Here is an 18854-nt window from a genome sequence, read left to right as displayed (position 1 = left end):
AACCTAGGTGCGCCCCTCATGTGCGTCAAGGCCGCCCCGGGCCCGCAAGATGTCGCGTTCGGCCCTCTCAAGCAAAGTTGAAGAGATCTCCATGAGGCGCGGCCCGTCGGTCCAGAGCAACGCTGCGCGGACCGGTTTTCCGGGAAACATGGTCCGGAGCGCCAGCCGATAGGCAGCGAGCTGCCCGATATAGGCCGGGGCCACGTCTTCCTCCTTCGTCGGGGGCGGGCGGTTGGTCTTGTAGTCGAGAATCAGCAGGCCGTCGTCCAGAATGGCGAGGCGGTCGATCTGCCCCTCCAGGTCGAAGGAACTGTCGCCCTCGCCAATCCGCGCCACCACGGGCACCTCGGCCAGGCTGTCGCCCGCGAACAGCGGCGCGAAGCGCGCATCGCCGACGATTTCGAGGGCTTCGGAGACGATCTCCGTTCGCGCTTCCGCAGACAGCATGTCGCCCCGCGCCGACACGAAGCGCTCGGCCGCGGACCGGCGCTCGTCTTCCGGGACCTGCGGCAGATGCTGAAGCAGCGCGTGGATGAGCCGGCCGCGGACGAAGCGCATGTCTTCGGCCAGGGCGCTCGGCCCAAGCGGGGGCTGTTCGGTCCCGAAGGGCCCTTCGCCCGTTGCGTTCTGCGCCAGCCTGGACGGCGAGAGCTTTGCGCCGGTCCGTTCCTGCGGAGCGGGCTTCCGCGCCCAGGCGGGCAATGGGGCGGGGGCGCTTTGCGCCGTCGTGACGCTCTCCTTCTTCGGCGTCGCTTCCTGCGGACACGACATCCGGTGGACGGTGCGGCCCTCCGCGTCCTCCATCACAGTCAGTTGCCCGCGCAGACCGGCTTCGATCAGGTCGTACCAGCACCCCTCACTGCGCTTTTTCACGCCCTGCCAGCCGCACACATAGAGCCGGTCCTCGGCGCGCGTCATGGCCACATAGAGGAGCCGCCGGTATTCCTCCTGCGCGGCGCGCTTCACGGCGGCTTTGGCGTCGTCGAGACCAGGCACTCCCGAATGCCCGGCGGGCGGCCAGACGAGATGCGGGGCATCGTCCGGAATGCCGCCGGCGCGGGGCGGGAGGTAGACTTGCGGGCCCTGGCCCTGCGGCACCGAGCACGTGTCGGGCATGATCACGATCGGGGCCTGCAGGCCCTTCGCCCCATGCACGGTCATGATGCGTACTTCGTCGCGGTCCTGCTCCATGTCGCGTTTGACGTCGATGTCCCCCTCGCGCAAGGCGGTGATGAAGCCTTGTAAGGACGGCGGGTGCTCGCGTTCGTAGGCGAGTGCCGCATCCAGAAACTCATCGATGGCCTCGGCGGCTTCGGGCCCAAGCCGCGTCAACATCCGCTTGCGCATGCGCATGGACTTCTCACCGAGGAACGCGGCGTAGAACTCGAAGGGCGGCAGCATGTCGGCTTGCCCCAGAAGAGCGCGCAGCTCCGTCGCGGCCTCCGCACAACGGGTATCGCTCTCGGCTTTTGCGAGCAGCGCCGACCAGAGAGAGCCCTCGCGGCCATAGGCCAGGTCGAACAGCGCGTCCTCCTCGAGCCCGAACAGCGGGCTTCGCAGCACGACGGCGAGCGCCAGATCGTCCTCGGGCATCAACAGCACATCGGCCAGCGCCATTAGGTCCTGCACGGCGAGTTGCTCGAGCAGGCGCATGCGGTCGGCGCCGGCGACGGGAATGCCCGCCCGTTTCAGCGCACGAATCATCGGCGCGGTGAAGGGCTGCCGCCTCCGGACGAGAATGAGGATATCGCCTGGCCGGATCGGCCGGTCCTGGGACTCCAAGAGTTCGTCCGTATCCAGCCAGTGGCGAATCTGCCGCGCGAGGCGCGAGCAAAGTGCCTCCAGCGCATCGGCCCCGCTTTCATCTTCGTTCCAGGGCTCGAAGGGCGCGCTGTCCAGAGGCTGCTTTGTCTCCTCCACCTCCCACAGTTCGACGAGACCGGCCTGTCCCTGGCGCGCGGCGTAGTGCGTAATCTGCGCGCCTTCCAGGAATGTCAGCCCGCGCGCGGCCTCGTCCTGTGCGAACACGCGATCGACAGCCTCCAGCACCGGGACGGTCGAGCGGAACGACACATTGAGCGGCACGTCATGCCAAGTCATCTGCGCTTCGCGCGCCGCTCTGCTGAACAGGCGTCCGGTTTCGCCGAAGCGCACGGGGTTGGCACCCTGAAAGCTGTAGATCGATTGCTTCTCGTCGCCCACGGCGAACAGCGTGCGCGGTTGCGGCCGCGCGCTCGCGCCGGCGAAGAACTCCGCCGCCAGCGCCTCGACGATGGACCATTGTTCCGGATTCGTGTCCTGGGCTTCGTCGACGAGGATGTGATCGATGCCGCCGTCGATTTTGTAGAGCACCCAGGCAGCCGCGTTGCTGCGCGACAGAAGATCGAGCGTCTTGACGATCAAGTCGTCGTAGTCGAGGGCGGCCTCACGCCGCTTGGCCGCGTCGTATTCTGTCTGCACGGCGTCAGCAAAGGTCAGGACCGCGCCCGTCGCTTCCACCACGCGCAAGTGTGCGAGATCCGTTTCGAGATCTGCGAACGTCATCTTGGCCGCGTCGAGCATGTCCACAATCTGAGGCACGTTGTCGGCGACGGCGTTCGTCACGAGCCGCGCGCGTGGCGTGCCCTTCTGAGTCAGGAACAGCGCGTTGAACAAGGCGGCACGGGCCGCTCCCGTCGCATGTCGCGCGTGCCGCAAGGTGTCTTCCGTACTCTTGTCGGTCTTGGCCTTGCCGAACGCGGCGAGCGCTACAAGTGTGGTGTCGAGCTGTTCGTCCGAGAGCACGTTGGCTTGTTCGGTGACGAGCAGGGCCGCTTCTTTCCCAGCGACGTCGAAGAGGGCCTTGAGCGCTTCGGCTTCCGCGGCTGGCCAGTCGGCCGCGGGGGCTGTTTCCATGTGCCGCCGCACGATCCGATGCAACTCCGCGCGCTTCGCAAGGATCTCGCCCACGACATCGCGGAACTGGTCCTCGCTCGTCAGGGCGACGACCTTGGTGAGGGCGTGCCCCAGCGGGCTGCCGGGATTCGACGTAGCCTTCATCGCAACTGTGTCGAAGGCCTCGTTGCGCGTCTGTTTGGCGGTCGTCTCGTCGAGCACGGTGAAGTTCGGTGTCACCGTCGCTTCCAAGGGGAAGCGTTGCAGCAGCCGCTCGCAGAAGCCGTGGATGGTATGGATCTTCAATCCGCCACGTGCTTCGAGCACGCGCGCGAAGAGCCGCCGCGCGGTCCGCATGTCCTCCTCGTCGAAGGGCTTGCGGAGAAGTTTCCCGAGCGTCTCGCGCAGCTTCTCCTCCGGCATCAACGCCCAGCCCGACAGGGTCTTGAGGAGACGGTTCTGCATCTCCGCTGCGGCCGTCTTCGTGTAGGTGAGACACAAGATACTTTCGGGCGACGCCCCAGCCAGCAACAGCCGCAAGAAGCGCTGCACGAGCACGGCCGTCTTGCCGGTCCCTGCGTTGGCGGACACCCAGACGGAGGCCTCGGGTTCCGACGCGCGTGCCTGGTTGGCATCGGCGGTGTGAACGAGCTCGGACGGTTCATTCATGACCCGTCTCCCTCGGTCAGCCATTCGGGCACGCGGGCGAGTTGCTCGTAGTCGTCGAACCTGTAGGCGTCCGTGAAGCCGGCGTTAGCGCGCCGTTTCACCTCGTAGGGCGTCTTGGGATCGTCGAAATAGGCGACCAGCGCTTCGAGCTGTTCGAGCGCGAGCTTGGCCAGGACCTCTGGGCTTTCCTTGCTCGCCGCTTGCTGCTCGCCTCCCTCGCCTCGTCCCGAGGCGCGGATATATTCGAGCCCCGTCACCGCGCGGGCTCCCAGTCCTTCGAAGCCGCCGTCTTTGGCAATGGCGGCTTCCAACGGCAATTGCGGCCGATAGAGATCCTTGACGTGGCTTTGGCTCGGCGGCGGCCCGGTCTTGTAGTCGTAGATCACGAGCGTCCCGTCGTCCGCCGCATCGATGCGGTCTGCACGCGCCGTCAGGCGAAAGCCGGAGGGCAGTTCCAGCACGCCGGTCACCTCGGCGAAGGACTGCAGGATATTGGCGCGGCGTGCCGGTTCGGTGGCGGCGAACCACGCGGCAAAACGGCGGAAGCTCGGGCGCCAGAAAGCGTGCAGGCTCGGATCATCGCCGAGCGTCGCGAACGCCGCATCGCCGATCTCGTTCAGCGCGGCCTCGATGTCGTCCGGCAGTGCGCTGGGGTGGGCGTCCGTGAACTTTCGCAGGATCGCGTGAAAGGCGGAGCCGCGCATGGCGTTGTCCGGTTCGGCGCCGAGCGGCGACAGCGGAACAAGTTTCAGGATGTGCCGCGCGTAAATCTCGTACGGGTTCGCGATCCAGCGCTCGATCTGGGTGACGCTCAGGCTGCGTGGCCGCGCCGCCACGGGCGGGCAGGGACGGGGCCGCTCGGCAGGCTTGAACGGATCAGTGATCGCATCCCGGTCCCGGGCCCAGGCGATCCAATTCTGACTAGGCGAGAGAGCCTCGCTCAGCTTTGCGGCGTCGACCAGGGCTTGCAGCCGCTGCAGCCAGCGCGACGGGACGGTCGGCACGCCTTCGACCTTGAGAGCCCGGCTCAGGACCACGGACTTGGCGCCCAGTGCTTGCGCGAAATCGTGGGCGGCAAGCCCGATGCGGCGCTCCGGCGACGACAGGCCCAGCCTTCCGCGCATAGGCCGGTTGAGCCAGGGGTCCGAGTCTTGGGGCTTGGGCCAAGTGCCTTCGTTGAGCCCGCCCAGAATCATGAGATCGGGCTGCTGCAGCCGTGCTTCCATTTGGCCCCAGATGAACAGCCGGGGATGGGCGGGCCGTGTCGGGCGCACGGCGTGGCCTGCGAGCAGGGTGCGGTAAACGGCCGGGTATTCGCGCGCGCGCATCTCAAAGCAGCCGCCGTCCTCGATCAGCCGTGATAGGAGTACCGTAAGGGCCTCGCCCGCGTCGCCGACCCAGAGCGGTAAGGCGCCGGTCTCGTCCCGCGCCAGGGCTTCAGCAGCGGCCGTATGCGCCCGCACCAGGCTCGCCGCGTCATGCGGTGCGCTTCCCTCGAACAGGTCCGTGAGGGGCGCGAAAGCCGCCTGAAGCGCTTCGACGAGCGTCGAGGCCGCCGCGGCTTCGGGTTTCGTGACCGGTACTCTGTGGTCGAGATTCTCGAGGGCCTTGGCCGCATCTACCAGCCCCCGGCCGAGATAGTTCTCTCGAAACACCGCCCGCTCCAAAGCACGCCCCATATGGCGGATCTCGCCTGCGGGCCTCGACAGGCGCGTCAACGGGTGCTTGAGCAGCGCCATCAGGTCGGGCGGCGCGAAGTCGCTCTCGACGGCGGCGAGCACCAGGTCGAGGAACGCCCCCGGCAACGTGCGCCTGACGGGCGTTCCGGCGGAGTCGTCGATGGCGAGATCGTAGTCCCTTAAGCGTGCCGCCACCCGCCGCGCGAGCTCCCGGTCCGGAGTGACCAGGGCCGCGGTCTTGCCGGGCTCCTCGATGCACTCCCGCAGGATGAGCGCGATGACTTCGGCTTCGTCATGGGCGGTGGGGGCCGCGACGAGACTTAAGCCTTCGAGCGCCTCCGCAAGATCGGACTCCGGTCCCTCGCCTCCGCCGTCGAACGCCTCGGGCCAGCGCTCCGTGGTCTCGGCGGGACGCAAGGTTTCGCTGGCGAGACGCAAGCGCGCCTCCGCAGCGGGCCCAGGGTCGCTGTCGGGCACGAGAGCAACCTCCTCGCGTGTGGCGCCAAGCTTCGTCAGGAGCTCGGCCATGCCCGCTTGCGGGTGCTCCGGATGGCGGTGGAGTGTCTCCCAGCTCTCGCCTTCAAGGAGGAGATCAAGACCGGGCAGGACAACCGCCCCGTTCGGCAGATGAGCGATCGTTTGCAGAAGCCGCGCCGTCGCAGGCACCGTGCCGGTCGACCCCGCCGCGATTACGGGATAGGGCGAACCCGCTGCGAGCCGCGCGGTCTCCTGCGCCATGAGAAGGTTGCGCCGCCCCACCGGTGAGACGAGACCGATTTCCTTTAGGTACGCGGGCCACTGCTCGGTGACGATAGTGAGAAAGTCCACGGTCTCGGCCCAATGGGCCGCCAGTTCCTCGGGCACCAGCGTATCGAGTGCGGCAAGGTCGACTTCCTCGGACTCCGCGCTGTCCATCAGCGCCGCAAGGTCTCCCGCAAGGCTCGTAGCCTGCGCCGGCGTCATGGGCATCGGGACCTCAGAGCCGGACGGCTCCGCCGCAGGTCTGTGCGACCAGGCGAGGATCATGCGCGTCAGGGCGATCAGGCGCGCGGTCGGCTCGATTGCCGGGATGCCCAACGTGGCATCGGCCTCTGCGAAGCGCTCCGCGTCGAGGATCAGTGCTTCGTCTTCGTCCGCATGGCCGAGCGCCAGGATTCTTGGCAGCAGCAGGGCTTCGCCGCCGGACTCTTGCAAAAAGGCTTCGCGCAAGGTGCGCGCCGCCCGCCGCGTAGGCAGGTAGATCGTGGTGTTCGGCAGGTCGAGCAGGCTGGGCTTGGCGCCGCCTGGCTCCGGCAAATCGCCGGCGAGGATCGCCCTTGCCAGGGTCGTGAGGAAAGGCGCCGAAGGCGGGATTGTGTAGAGGCGGGGCTGTGCGCGGGGCTCAGACACGCGTCAGTCTCATGCGCCTTCGTGCTCGAAAGAGGCCTCTGCCTCCGTGATCGCTTCGGGCGTGCCCACGTGCATCCAGCGGCCGTCCAGGCGCACGCCATAGACGCGTTCTCTCTCGAGAGCGCGGTCCCAGAGCAGGTTCAGCGAGAAGGGGCCTTCGGGAGCGTCTTCGAAAAGCGCCGCGGTGCACAGGGACACACCGGCGAAAGCGAAGGGCACGACTTGGCGTTCGCCGCGCCGGGAGATGCGTCCGTCCGGCTCCATATCGAAGTCGCCGCGGCCGCCATAGCCGATGCTGGTCGACAACGGGGCGAGCAGCAGGAGGCAATCCATCAGCGCCGGATTCCAGTGGCGCTGCATATGGGACAGCGCGGGCGTCACGCCCTCGCTCCAAACCGAATCCGAATTGTGGATGAAGAACGGGCCCTCACCCAGCAGGGGCAGCGCCTTGGTCGCGCCGCCGCCCGTGTCGAGCAGCTGCTCCCGTTCGTCCGAGATGATTGTTTTCGGGCCTCGATCGGCGCGTGCCGCCATGTGCGCTTCGATCTGGTCGGGCAGATAATGCACGTTCACCACCGCCGTCTCGACGCCCGCGGCATCGAGCCGGTCGAGGACATGATCGATCAAGGACCGGCCCATCAGCGGCACGAGAGGTTTCGGCATCTTGTCGGTGAGGGGACGCATGCGCTCACCAAACCCGGCGGCGAGCACCATCGCACTGCGTACAGGAGTCATCGTGGTATCCTTCTAGAGCGACTTCGGCGGAAGGTCCTCCGCGGCCGGGAAGGCCCGCGCGTAGAAGTCGCGCAAATCTGCGAGCGCCGGGTGAGCGAGGTCCCGTTCCAGGTAACGCGCGACCCGCGGCATATGAGCCAAATAGGCGCGCTTTCCGTCGCGCTTCGCCAAGCGGGCAAAGATGCCGAGAATCTTGGAATTCCGCTGGGCGCCAAGCGTGGCGTAGAGCGTTCGAAAATCATCGCTTGAGAAAGTCCCACCCCGCGCCGTTCGGGCGGCACAGTACCGGTCGAGTTGGGCCCGTTCAAGCGCTTCGGGGACATCGAGCCTCGCGTCTTGCAGCAAGGAGACGAGGTCGTAGGCAAGGGGGCCGCGGAGCGCATCCTGGAAGTCCAGAAGGCCGATATCCCGGACGCCGGCGCGGTCGGGCAAATACATCAGATTGGGTGAATGGAAGTCCCTGAGGACCCATCCGGGATCGGCTTCCGCGGCAGCTTCGAGATGCGGCCGCCAGAGGGATTCGAACTCGGCCCTCACGTCTTCGGGCAATGCGCGACCCTGCGCGGCCGGCCAAAGCCATTCCACGATGAGCGAGGCCTCGATCAACATGGCCTCGGCGTCGAACCGGGGCAGGGCGTAGGGGCTGCTGCCGGGCACAGGGAGGGCGTCCTCGGGCGGCGTCTCGCTGAGCGCGAGCAGCACGTCGACGGCCTTGTGCCACAGCTCGGCCTGGCTCATCCCGCGCTCCATGGCCGTCTTGAAGACTGCGTCACCGAAATCCTCCAGCACGATGAATCCCCTATCGAGATCGAAGGCCTGGATCTCCGGGGCCGAAAAACCGCGCGCCCGCAAGGCTTCAGCCACGGCGACGAAGGGCTTCACGTCCTCGGCCAGGTGCACGAGAGCACTGTAGGGCTTGCCGTCGCGGATCGGTGGGCCGTCGGGTTGCCGCGGCGAATTCATCAGCACCGCCCTCCTGTCCGGCAGCACGAGCCGGGCATAGCCGCGTGCGGACGCATCCCCTTGCAGGTAGAGCGCATCGGCTTCGGCGAAGGCGGTTCCTTCCAGAAAGCCCGCCATGGCTTGGAGACGGTGCAGTCTTCCGGCCCAATCGCCATGGCCGGTCAGTACCAGCGTGCGGGTCTCGGGCGCGCCCGTCTCCTCGAAAACGATCTCAAGCCGGTCCTGCGGCAGCCAGCCTTGGGCCCGCTCCGGCCACTCGATCAGCAGGGCGCCGTCGACAAGCGCATCGTCGAGGCCGAGCTCTTCCAGCTCGCCGTCGTCGAGCCGATAGAAGTCGCAATGGCTCAGGGCCAAGCGGGGTGTCTCGTAGCGCTGGATTAGCGCGAATGTTGGGCTCGGCACCTCGCTGCCCCGGTCGAAATGACCGACCAACGTCCGCGCCAACGTCGTCTTGCCGGCGCCGAGAGGCCCCGACAGCGTCACCACGTCGCCAGTCTTGAGGGTCAGCGCGATCCGGCTTGCAAGGCGGTCGAGACGGTCCAGATCGACGCCGTCAAGCCGCCAGACTTCGGTCATCCGGCGTGTGTAGCCCGCATGGGACCCGCTTCCATTTCGGGCGTTTCCAGGTCCTGCGTGAGCGGAAGCAGCACGGTGAGCCGGGTGCCCCGGTCAGGCGCGCTTTCGAGCGAGACCGTGCCCCCGTGGAGTTCGGTCAGGCTCTTGACGATGGACAGTCCTAGCCCTGCGCCGCGGTGGCGGGAGCCCTGCGTACGGCTTTCGAAACGATCGAACACGGTTTCCTGGAAGTCCTCTGGTATACCCGGACCTTCATCCTCAACGGAGAAGGCCAGCATCGGGCCGTCGCGGCGGCAGGTCAGCCGCGCGACGGAGTTCGGCTCGGAGAAGCCGATAGCGTTCGAGAGCAGATTATAGAGGATCTGGGTGACACGGCTAGCATCCGCGACGACCTCGTCGACCCCATCCTCGATCTCGATTTCCAGCTGGACTTCGTTCTGTTTCAAGCGTTCTTCGACGCCATGCCTTGCCGCGTCGATGATGGCCGACACGCGCACCGGAGCGAGTTGAAGCCGCAACGACCCGGCGTCGATCGTGGCCAAATCCAGAATGTCGTCCACGATGGCGCGTAGTGTGGTGCCCGAGGAGAGGATGTCGTCGACATATTCGCGCTGCTTGTCGGTCAAGGGACCGAAGGCGGGCTCGGCGAGCATCTGCGCGAAGCCAAGCATGCTGTTCAGCGGCGTCCGCAATTCATAGGACACGTGCGAAACGAAATCGCTCTTCAGACGGTCGGTCGTTTCGAGCGCTTCGTTCTTCTCGATCAGCGCGCGTTCGGCGCGTTTTGAATCGGTGATGTCCGAATAGGTCAGAAGCGTGCCGCCGTCCGGCAGGGGCAACGCGGCGAAGGACAGCACCGTGCCGTCCGGCCGGTCGAATTGGCTGTCATAGGGGCGCCGCTCGGCGACGATGGAAGTGACGATTGCCCGGGTCCGGTCCCACTCGTCCGGTTCGTTGTAGAGCAGGCTGCACCATGCCGTGACTTCGTCCACATGCGGTTCGGCGTCGAGGAGCTTCGGCGTCAGGCACCAGATGGCGGCGAATGCGCTGTTGTAGAGACGCAGGCGCCCATCGGAGCCGAACACGGCAACGCCTTCGCGCAGCGTATCGAGAGTCTCGCGCTGTACTTGGGTCAGAGCGTTGTACCGGCTCTCCAAGGCGATGTGCTCGGTGACGTTCTCGTACAGATATGTCACGCCGCCATCGCTGTTCGCGTCTGCGATCACGTGCAGCATACGGCCGTCAGGCAGATGCCAGCGGTCTTCGGTCTGGTTGCCGCTGCCGTAAGTCGAGAGCCAGTCCTGCTTCCAGACACGGTACTCGGCGCGTTCTTCGAGCCGTCGGGCCTGGCGCAGGCGATCGAGGATCTCGCCGTCGCGCGGCCGCGTTTCGAGCCAGTCGGCATCGAGTTGCCAGAGATCGACATAGGCTTGGTTGTAATGCGCGAGCCTCTGCGTGGAGTCGAACACGGCAAACGCCGTCGCCAAGCGGTCGAAGCTGCGGAAATGAGTGTCGAGCAGCGCGCGCGCCTCAGCGTTGTCGCGCTCGTTCTGCTTGGCCTCGTCCAGCAGCAAGCGCAGCGCGGCGACCTGCTCCTCGAGCTCCTTGTGCTTCGCCGAAAGCTCGGCCAGTTCGAGACGCTGCCCCGCGATATCGCGGACCTTCAGAACCAGGGTGTGCCCGGCAGTCCGTCCGTCCGCTTCTACATAGCGTCCGCGTTTGGTGCGGAGCATCAGATTGAACGGTTCGCCGTGCGCGGCGAGTTCCTTCATCGCGGATTCGAGATCGGCCGCCGAGTCGCCGTCGAGCCATTGCTCGAAGGCGAGCAGCAGCGATGCGTCGCGTGGTACGCCGAAGCTGCCGGGCAGGTTGGACACCAACAGCTCCGGCGTCGCCGTTTCGCCGAGAGTCAGTAATGCCTGCGGCTCGGCGGCGAGCACCGTCTCCAGCGTGTTCTCGCTCAGAGCCAGCCGCTCGGCTTCCTCGGCGGCGGTCGCCTCGCGCAGCCGCGCCCGTTTGATGGCGCGCAGGCACGCGATGACCATGCCGACCGAAAAGGCGATGATGCCGAGATCGATGCCGAGCTTCAGCAATATCCCGGGTTCGAGAAAGCTGCCGTCCGCCGCGACCGCGCCAGTGCTGCAGAGCAGCCACGCCGGGACGGAATAGGCGAGAACGCGGGACAGCGCCGTAGGCCACCTTGATGCAGGCGTCGCCTCCCCTGTGCTGGTCCGCATGGTCCCCCTCGCTCCACGCCACAGATGGGCTGCCGAACATCCGCCGGCCGCGCCAACTGCGCTGCGTATGATGGTGCCCTTGCGGTACTAAAACTGAACGCGTCTGAAACGTGCCGCATTTTGGACGCGAAACCGAGCTGGCGGACGCCAGCCGCAAGGACGAATCACTTTGAGACTACCTGCTTCGCGCCACCTTGCCCACAGGCTGAAGGCCCAAGGAACGGCCTTTAAGGGCCACCGAATCGATAAGAGCCCTGGACGAGGAGCTGCGCCTGCTCGGCCGCGTAGCGCATGGGAATGATGGTGCCGGTGCCGCCGAAGTTCACCGTGCCCTGTGTCGTCCACATCGCCCAATAGCGCCCGCCGACACCGATGCTGAAGGCGTCCGTGAGCGCATAGGACAATGTCGCTTCGAGTTGCACGCCGATGCCATCGCCGTCCTCCGGCGATACGAGATTGCGCAGGATGTGATCGTCGGTGCCGTCGAAGGCCACGTAAGGAAGATAAGCGGCATCGGCCGTAAGGCTCATGCGCGGCGCAATTTGCGCTTCGGCTGCTGCGCCGAGCCGCAGCGCCTGCCACGTGTCGTCCTCCGTGATGCCGCGCACAGAGCGGGCGAAGGCGGGGTTGCAGTCCGAATAGCGGTTGGCGATCTGGCGGCAGCCGAGCCCGGTCATGTCCTGTTCGAAGCGGGCATAGCCGACGAAGGGCGTGATCGAATGGGTCGGGCCGCGCCACAGTGCGTAACCGACATCGACGATGCCGTAACGGATGTCGTTGTCGACGCCCGACAGCGTGTTCGAATAGGGCACTTCGTTGGGACCGAATTCGAGATCCCAGTCTTCGTCGTTCAGCGCGCCGCTGCTGCTGCCGCCGCCGACAAGTCCCTTCACCACCAGCCCGAACGGCGTGTCGAGCCGCGCGAAGGCCTCGCCCCCGTGCGTGTCGGTATTCTCGTAAGTGAGCCGGGAGGCGAGCGAGCCGAGGCCCTGGTTCGGGATACCGAGATCCTTATGGAACTGGCCCCAACCATAGACGTAGCGGGCACCCGTGGTCAGCGCGTAGCCGGGCGCCATGGTGTCTCGCGCAAGTGTGCCCTGCGTGCTGGCACTGTCGCCGGAAGCCCCCGCCGCCATCTCCGCCGCAGGTCCCAACCGGTAGTTCACGCCAAGCTTGATCAGGTGGACGTTCTGGGAAAGGTCCGTTCGTGCAGACGGGGCCGCTTCGAAGCCGGGCTGGGGCGGCCTCGGTTGAACGCGGCTGCTAGGGGCTACGAAGCCTTGATCGAAGGAGAGGAAGCCGTACTCCGCCTTCACCGTCCAGCGCGGCGACAAAGCGCGCTCCACGCCCCCGCCGACTGTCCAGCCCCACTCCGTGCCGCTCTCCGCCGTGCCGGGCACTTGGAGGCCGCCATTGGGTATGGCTTGGAGGTCGCCGGTCGCCCAGGCAAGGCCGGCCTTGCCGTACAGCAGCGTCTTGCCGTCCGAGGGGAGGACGTAGCCCAAGCGCCCGGTCAGCGTGCCGAGCGCATCGATCCCGGCCCGGCAATTTGAGCTGATGAAATAGCCGCTATAGGCGTAGCAGGTGTTTGTGCCGCCGAGATCGGCCCAGCTTGCATCGGCCTCGATCCCGAACACCGCCGCATCGTGCTGCCAATTGTAGCCGGCCTGTCCGCCGGCGATGGGCCCCGGGGTGCGCACCGTGTTGCCGAAGATCGAACGGCCGTACGGATCGCCCATATCGGCGAGGCCGAGCCCGCCGCCGAGATGCGCGCCGGCGTAGAAGCCGCGCCAGTCGTAGAACCCATCGGGGACGCTTCCGTTGGCGGGCGCGTCCCCGGCCACGGCTGGCGTGCAAACCGCCATCGAGACAGCCGTCAGCGTGGCAAGCAACCCGTGTGTCCTGAAGCGCGAAACCATGCGCCGCCCCTCCGCATGTTCGAAGGCTCGAGTGTGCGCTGATTCGCATCGCCGTTGCGAGGCCATCGAGCGGCCGCGTGGCTCAGAAATAGAGCCCGACATTAATGTTGAAGCGGGCGTGCCAATCGTTGTCCAGCCCGCCGTCGGCCAGCGCGGTGGTCCAGTCACCGCCGAGCCAGGGCTGGTTCTTGCCCATGGCGAGGTCGATATAGATGTAGAGCGGATCGGCATCCACGGCGCAGCCCACCACGTTCTGCAGGCTGTTCTTGAAGCCGCTCTCCTGCTTCGCCATCAGGCTGAAGTCGTTGTAGAACGTGAGCGACTTCACGCGCGGCCAGTCGACAGGAAGCGTGTAGGCGATCCCCGCCGTATACACGGATGCGACCGACGCCACGTAGTACTCCGCGTCGTAGGCGCCGAAGACGACGAAGCTCCCATCCGGACTCGCATCGCGGATCGGATCGTTGTCCACGTCGTAATCATAGTGGAGCGCCTGGAGCATCACGTTCCAGCGGTCGTAATTGCCGACGAGATGGGCCGCGACCGCATAGCGGCTGCCGTCCCCACCAAGAGGATTGCTGTTGTCGACTTCCCCGGCCATGAGCGACACGCCGATCTCCGTGGCGTATCCCTCCCTGTGATCAATCGTGTAGGCCAGCCGTCCGTTGAACTGGTTGCGCTCGGCATTGCTGTTCGTGCCTTCCCGCACGAGATCGTAGGAGTAGCGCGCGCTGTCGCCGCTATCGCCGAAATAGTTCCCCTCGTCCTTCGGGAAGTACGCGACCTGGATGTTCCAGGGCGAATCGTCGGCGATGTATTTGATACCGAGATCGTAATCGTCTTCGAGCCCGAGATAATAGGGCAGCTGGAAGAACCAGTTGTGCGAGGCGTAAGGCAGGATGCCGAACGGGACCTTGGTTACGCCGGCCTGCACTTCGCGCCGCTCACCGAACTTCCGTCCGATCCACGCGTGATGGATCATCGAGTAGTCGTGGCCGTCCGCGAACTTGTCCTGGTAGTAGCGGTATTCGAAGGAGCCGATGATCGGGCTCGCCTCCTCGTCCAGATCGAGATTGATCCGCGCGGTGTCGAAGGCCAGTTCCCCCGGCCAGTCATAGGCGTCGTCCCAGTCCTTGTAGATGTAGTTGACGCGGAACGCGCCGCCGATGCGCACCGGGCCTATTCTGAGAGGCTCCCAGCCCTCATCGACCACGTCATACGGGTCGTCGATTTCGGGATCGCCGGCGTCCGGATTGCCGGCAAGCGGGTCGTCGATTTGGATTTGCGATTCGGCAGCGCCTTCGGGCACGGGGCCCGTGCCCCTATCTTCGACCGGCGCGGAAGCGCCCTCGTAGACCTCCTGCGCCTGCAGCGGCAATGTCCCCAACCCGAGGGAAATCCCAACCGCCACCAGCCGCAGGCCGATCCACGCGGCACTCGGCAACCTACATGGGACTGCGGCCTTCATAGCGGCGGGCGCCCCTTCCAAAAAGCGCGTCTCACGGTTGCGGTCCGGCCGCACCCGTTCACTTTCGGCAATGGACGCGGCGACCCTCGCCGCAAGCATGTCACACGCGGCGGCTCCCTGACCAGCACCGGAAAGTCGGGGAGATGTCTCTCCATCGTCGCCCTGCACGGACGAGCCCAGCTATAAAGACTTAGTAGAAAAGAGGGGTGGCGATGCTCACGAGGCGCCGTCGGGCGGCGTGAGCATCGGAGGCTCGGAGAGCTTGATCAGTCGACGACGACGTCGCTGATCTGGATAATGGGCGCGAGATCGGTGTAGTTCGGAATGTCCCCCATGATCTCATCGGCGTGCGGGCCGAAGGCGCCCTGGAAGCTCTCGACCGAGTCGCAGTAGATGTGACACATGCCCACAAAGGGCGCATCGCTGTCAGGCGCGCCGCCCGCGATACCTTTGTCGACCGTGTAGCGCAGGCAGGCGTCGCCCATCTTCTCCGCCACCATCGGCATGTGCTTCTGGGCGTAATACTCGTGGTCGAAACGTGCCCCGGCTTCATTGGGGTAAAAAACGCTGACCTTGATCATGCGCGTGCTCTCCTCGAATGTTCGGATGATTGTGTAAGGGTTGAGTGTGTAGGACGGCCACGAGAGTGTGTCGAGAATAAGGGACAAATGCCTGCACGCGCGGTGTCGCTTCTCTCGTTCGAATGCGAACGCCCGCTTGGACGCTAAGGATGGCCAGGCGCCGCTGGCGCGTCCAAGTCCACGATGTAGGCCGCCAGGTCGTTCAATTCCTCAGGACCAATCGGAATGTTCGGCATCATGGGATGTTCGGCCTTGATTCTCTGAATGACTGCCTTTGCGGAGCCGCCAGACCGATCGGCGATTTCATCGAAGGTCGGAGCCTCTCGAACTGGAGAGCTCTGGTCGGAAAGAATCGCATGACAATTGGCGCAGACTTCTTTGGCGTACACGAATCCCTCTTGGGGATCGCCCGTGTCGAGCGGCTCCGCACTGAGGCTGGTGGAGACCAAGAGCAAGATTGCAGAACTCAATAGCGCGAGTTTCATTCGATCCTCCATGAGCTCGTCGGACGCCAGGCGGACCATAGCAGCTACCCGCAGCCACCGGTCCGGCGACTTCCCGCCATTTCGCATCCCATGCCCCTGGCCCAGAGCCCAAGAAAATGCCCTTAGGCTATCACCTGCTGTTTTGACCTTCTTTGCAAGAGCCTTGGAACAGCCCGTAGGAGCCCCGCAATTTGATAAAGCGTGTGTAATCGGGTGGCAGCCTGTCGGGCACCGGGCGCTCCTCGATAAAACCGAGGTCGCGTTCGCCTTCAACGCTTCGTATCTGCCACGTCTTGCCCCGCGTCGTGATGTACGCTTGCGGCAGGGGCGGCGCGAGACTGTCGCTTTCTTCCGCTACATCCTCCTCTATGCCGCGCACCGGCGAAAAAAAGATATCGTCCCGGCTAATATCGAAGTTGTGGTGGACGGCTGCGGTTAGCTCCGCAAAGACCTTTTCTCCCGCACCATGCGGCAAATAATAGCCGACGCAAGCAAGGACTAGCGTCGCGCCTAGGGTTCCAAATCCGGTCATGTCCAAACGCCCTCGATCGCGACAATGCCCGGCTCACATGTCAACTCCAAGTCTAAGCCTCTCAAGTCTGAAACTTTCAGGTCCGAGCCCTTCACGAGCAGCTCCCCCAAAATGGGTTTCCACGCAGGGCCGAGAGTAGCAGACAAAAAAGTGAGCCTTGGCGTTTTCGCCGGAATTCAGAGCCTGGACCTAGCGCCGCGAACGGTCTGCAGCCCGCGTCCTCCTGGGCGAAGCGTGGTGGCATCACACTACTGGGCTTGTCACCAAAGGCGGCACTCTGTGCGTCTGCACACCGATTATTCTGACTGTGGGGCCCGCAATTTCGATCCCCTCGACTCTACTGCCAAAAAGGTGAAACTCTCCCTAGTGGCGATCGTCGAGAAATCTATTGTCAAAGGGAGCGAGCCAACAAGTGAGCAAGGATCACGGCGAGATAAGTGCTCTCGAGGAAACACTCCGGCATGCCGTCAAGGACTCCCAGATGGTCACGCCCCAAGGCGCCAGCTTAGGCAAGCGCGTTCATGGGGTGAATTTTCGTGACGTGCCGACGCATATCGATGCGCGCGGGAGCGTCGTTGAAATGTTTGACCCGCGCTGGAACTGGCACCCGGACCCCTTGGTCTTCGCCTATAGCTTCACGATCAAGCCAGGATACGCGAAAGGCTGGAACCTGCATAAGCACCATGAAGACCGGTACTTCCTCCTGCAAGGCGAGATGGACCTCATCTTCTATGACGTGCGGCCGGATTCGCCGACGCTCGGACAGGTGCAAAAGATCACGCTGTCGGAGAAGCGACGAGGACTCGTCAACGTGCCAACCCATGTTTGGCACGCCGACCACAATATCGGAACGCATGACTGCGTCGTCGTGAACTTTCCGACGCAGCCCTACAACCACGAAGACCCCGACAAGTACCGCTTGCCCTTAGACAGCCCCCTGATCCCGTATACGTTCAGGGACGCGCGTGGATGGTGACGTGACACCGCGTTTTAGCGTTCTGTTGCCGACGCACAACCGGGCCGATGTTATTGGCTATGCCATTCAGTCTGTGCTTCGCCAAAGCGAGCAAGATTTCGAGGTCCTGATCGTCGGAGACGGCTGTACCGACAAAACCGCCGAAGTTGTCGCTGCCTTCGACGACCCGCGTCTCCAATGGTTCGATCTTCCGAAGGCGCCCTACTACGGCTATGCCAACCGAAACATCGCGTTGAAACAGGCGCGCGGGGACTACATCGCCTTCATGGCGCATGACGACATTCTGTTCCCTGATCATCTTGAGATTCTTGCAGCGACACTTGAGAGCACGCGCAAGGAGTGGGCCTACAGCCGGCCGCTCTGGGTCGATCTCAACGGCAACATTGCTGCCTATCCCATGAACCTCGAGAATGATCGCGAACTTGACGTCTTTCTCAATCATCGCAACACGGTTCCAGCGAGCTGCGTCGTTCATCGGCGGGATTGTTTTGAAAAGTACGGATACTGGCCAGAAGACGTTCCGAGATCTGCGGACTGGCATTTCTGGCGTCGGATATTGGAAGGGGGCGGGCGAGAAAATTTCGCTCAGTGTCCGAAGCCGACGTGTCTCCATTTCGTGGCGGATTGGCGCCGGAAGCGTGCTCCTGCGTACGACTCCCCGGACCAAGCAATCGTCGGGTCTGTTCGCATCCCTCCCGGTCACACCGAACAGCAAGCGTTCTTTGACGCGATGGTCGCGGGTGGTGATGAGTGGGTGTCTGCCATACGCCAGGCCACTTGCCGCGCTGTCGACGGACTGGCCTGGAGGGCGACGACTGAGCTTGCTCCCCGCCTGGCAGCCGCGTCAAAGAGCGCCGAGGGAACGGCAAGGCGTCTGTCAGGATTGGAGAGGGAGAAGCGCGCGTTGGAAGCCGACAAGGTTGAGCTGAAGAAAGTTGCAGCGCGACTTCGCAGAGAGGTTGAGGCCCTTCGCGAGAGCAACTCCTGGCGCATAACGTCGCCGCTGCGTCGATTGAAGCGATTGCTTAGACGCGGAGACTGATAAGAGAATTGGTCTGAGTGACGCGCGACGCGAGCGCCGAACGCCGCCGCGCAGGAAGGACATACGACAATGGACATCGTTCGCATCGGCACGCAGCCTTCGGTTCAGGGCCCGGCCGATTGGTTCACCGGCGACGCCCGGATCGACTCAGCCTTTCAGCGGGAGGACCCGGCCCGGGTCACTGGCGCGGTGGTGACGTTCGCGCCCGGCGCGCGCACCGCATGGCATACCCATCCGCTCGGGCAGACCTTGATCGTGACCGCCGGTGCCGGCTGGGTGCAAACACAAGGCGGCCCGCGCGTCGACATCCACCCCGGCGACGTGATCTGGTTTCCGCCGGGCGAGAAACACTGGCATGGCGCGACCGCGACCACCGGCATGACCCATATCGCGATCCAGGAAGCCCTCGATGGCAACAACGTCACCTGGATGGAGAAGGTCGCGGACGCGGACTATCTGGGAGGGACGAAATAGATGCCCCATATCGTCGTGAAGCTTTGGCCCGGTAAGAGCGAGGAACAGAAGGCGCAGCTCACCGAGGCGATCGTCCGCGAGGTGACGGGCATTCTGGGCAGCGGTCCCCAGTCCGTCTCCGTCGGTTTCGAAGAGGTGCCTTCCGACGATTGGACGGAGCAGGTTTTCGAGCCCGACATCCTGAACAAATGGGACACGCTGACCAAGGAGCCCGGCTACGGACCGCGGCCGAACCGGTCGTAAGATGGTCCCAAT

At 64.8% G+C, this 18854-nt stretch carries 14 protein-coding genes; 4 read left to right on the top strand and 10 right to left on the bottom strand.

Translation table 11 applies throughout. The features are described from left to right. Window positions 1–3: 3 nt before the first annotated feature. The 10 genes from addA to DCY11_RS06525 all read right to left on the bottom strand — a co-directional run bounded on the left by addA (window position 4) and on the right by DCY11_RS06525 (window position 16107). Window positions 4–3543, bottom strand: coding sequence for a double-strand break repair helicase AddA (addA, locus tag DCY11_RS06570; RefSeq protein WP_159079854.1), 3540 nt, complete (start codon window positions 3541–3543; stop codon window positions 4–6). Continuing rightward, the gene (addB, locus tag DCY11_RS06565; RefSeq protein WP_108682051.1) at window positions 3540–6611 is read right to left on the bottom strand and encodes a double-strand break repair protein AddB; all 3072 of its coding nucleotides are present in this window, start codon (window positions 6609–6611) and stop codon (window positions 3540–3542) included. Before addB ends, addA begins: the two co-directional genes overlap by 4 nt. 9 nt (window positions 6612–6620) lie before the next feature. Further along, entirely contained in the window at window positions 6621–7346 is a 726-nt protein-coding gene (locus DCY11_RS06560; RefSeq protein ID WP_108682049.1) for a nucleotidyltransferase family protein, read from the bottom strand. Between the two features lie 12 nt (window positions 7347–7358). Beyond that, a complete protein-coding gene (gene tsaE, locus DCY11_RS06555) occupies window positions 7359–8885 on the bottom strand; it encodes a tRNA (adenosine(37)-N6)-threonylcarbamoyltransferase complex ATPase subunit type 1 TsaE (protein ID WP_108682047.1) in 1527 nt (508 codons plus the stop codon). Further along, window positions 8882–11122, bottom strand: coding sequence for a PAS-domain containing protein (locus DCY11_RS06550; RefSeq protein WP_108682045.1), 2241 nt, complete (start codon window positions 11120–11122; stop codon window positions 8882–8884). The genes tsaE and DCY11_RS06550 overlap by 4 nt, the downstream gene beginning before the upstream one ends. A gap of 227 nt (window positions 11123–11349) precedes the next feature. Beyond that, on the bottom strand, window positions 11350–13041 hold the full coding sequence (locus tag DCY11_RS06545) for an outer membrane beta-barrel protein (RefSeq protein WP_159079853.1): 1692 nt from the start codon (window positions 13039–13041) through the stop codon (window positions 11350–11352). Between the two features lie 82 nt (window positions 13042–13123). Continuing rightward, window positions 13124–14509: a porin gene (locus tag DCY11_RS06540; RefSeq protein WP_108683718.1), complete on the bottom strand. Its 1386-nt coding sequence runs from the start codon at window positions 14507–14509 to the stop codon at window positions 13124–13126. Window positions 14510–14775: 266 nt separating this feature from the next. After that, the gene (locus DCY11_RS06535) at window positions 14776–15090 is read right to left on the bottom strand and encodes an EthD family reductase (RefSeq protein WP_108683717.1); all 315 of its coding nucleotides are present in this window, start codon (window positions 15088–15090) and stop codon (window positions 14776–14778) included. Window positions 15091–15233: 143 nt separating this feature from the next. After that, window positions 15234–15575, bottom strand: a complete 342-nt coding sequence (locus tag DCY11_RS06530; protein WP_159079852.1) for a c-type cytochrome — start codon at window positions 15573–15575, stop codon at window positions 15234–15236. Between the two features lie 130 nt (window positions 15576–15705). Next, the gene (locus DCY11_RS06525) at window positions 15706–16107 is read right to left on the bottom strand and encodes a hypothetical protein (protein ID WP_108682039.1); all 402 of its coding nucleotides are present in this window, start codon (window positions 16105–16107) and stop codon (window positions 15706–15708) included. Window positions 16108–16519: 412 nt separating this feature from the next. On the opposite strand from DCY11_RS06525, the gene DCY11_RS06520 reads away from it, so the two are divergent. From DCY11_RS06520 to DCY11_RS06505, 4 genes are all read left to right on the top strand, one after another. Beyond that, window positions 16520–17083, top strand: coding sequence for a dTDP-4-dehydrorhamnose 3,5-epimerase family protein (locus DCY11_RS06520; RefSeq protein ID WP_245409477.1), 564 nt, complete (start codon window positions 16520–16522; stop codon window positions 17081–17083). Window position 17084: 1 nt separating this feature from the next. Then, window positions 17085–18125: a glycosyltransferase gene (locus DCY11_RS06515; RefSeq protein WP_159079851.1), complete on the top strand. Its 1041-nt coding sequence runs from the start codon at window positions 17085–17087 to the stop codon at window positions 18123–18125. A gap of 69 nt (window positions 18126–18194) precedes the next feature. After that, window positions 18195–18599, top strand: coding sequence for a cupin domain-containing protein (locus DCY11_RS06510; protein ID WP_108682035.1), 405 nt, complete (start codon window positions 18195–18197; stop codon window positions 18597–18599). Next, window positions 18600–18842 carry a tautomerase family protein gene (locus DCY11_RS06505; RefSeq protein WP_108682033.1) on the top strand — a complete coding sequence of 81 codons (243 nt, stop codon included), beginning with the start codon at window positions 18600–18602 and terminating at the stop codon, window positions 18840–18842. The last annotated feature ends 12 nt before the right edge of the window (window positions 18843–18854 follow it).

Origin of the sequence: Methyloceanibacter sp. wino2 (assembly GCF_003071365.1) — a bacterium.
Taxonomy (GTDB): domain Bacteria; phylum Pseudomonadota; class Alphaproteobacteria; order Rhizobiales; family Methyloligellaceae; genus Methyloceanibacter.
Note: the sequence above shows the minus strand (reverse complement) of the source record. Positions and strands in the feature narration are given on the sequence as shown.

Coding starts and splice junctions, on each gene's coding strand:
- DCY11_RS06505 (WP_108682033.1), top strand. CDS start 18,600: ATGCCCCATATCGTCGTGAAGCTTTGGCCCGGTAAGAGCGAGGAACAG.
- addA (WP_159079854.1), bottom strand. CDS start 3,543: ATGAATGAACCGTCCGAGCTCGTTCACACCGCCGATGCCAACCAGGCA.
- DCY11_RS06550 (WP_108682045.1), bottom strand. CDS start 11,122: ATGCGGACCAGCACAGGGGAGGCGACGCCTGCATCAAGGTGGCCTACG.
- DCY11_RS06530 (WP_159079852.1), bottom strand. CDS start 15,575: ATGAAACTCGCGCTATTGAGTTCTGCAATCTTGCTCTTGGTCTCCACC.
- tsaE (WP_108682047.1), bottom strand. CDS start 8,885: ATGACCGAAGTCTGGCGGCTTGACGGCGTCGATCTGGACCGTCTCGAC.
- DCY11_RS06525 (WP_108682039.1), bottom strand. CDS start 16,107: ATGACCGGATTTGGAACCCTAGGCGCGACGCTAGTCCTTGCTTGCGTC.
- DCY11_RS06535 (WP_108683717.1), bottom strand. CDS start 15,090: ATGATCAAGGTCAGCGTTTTTTACCCCAATGAAGCCGGGGCACGTTTC.
- DCY11_RS06560 (WP_108682049.1), bottom strand. CDS start 7,346: ATGACTCCTGTACGCAGTGCGATGGTGCTCGCCGCCGGGTTTGGTGAG.
- DCY11_RS06510 (WP_108682035.1), top strand. CDS start 18,195: ATGGACATCGTTCGCATCGGCACGCAGCCTTCGGTTCAGGGCCCGGCC.
- DCY11_RS06540 (WP_108683718.1), bottom strand. CDS start 14,509: ATGAAGGCCGCAGTCCCATGTAGGTTGCCGAGTGCCGCGTGGATCGGC.
- DCY11_RS06545 (WP_159079853.1), bottom strand. CDS start 13,041: ATGGTTTCGCGCTTCAGGACACACGGGTTGCTTGCCACGCTGACGGCT.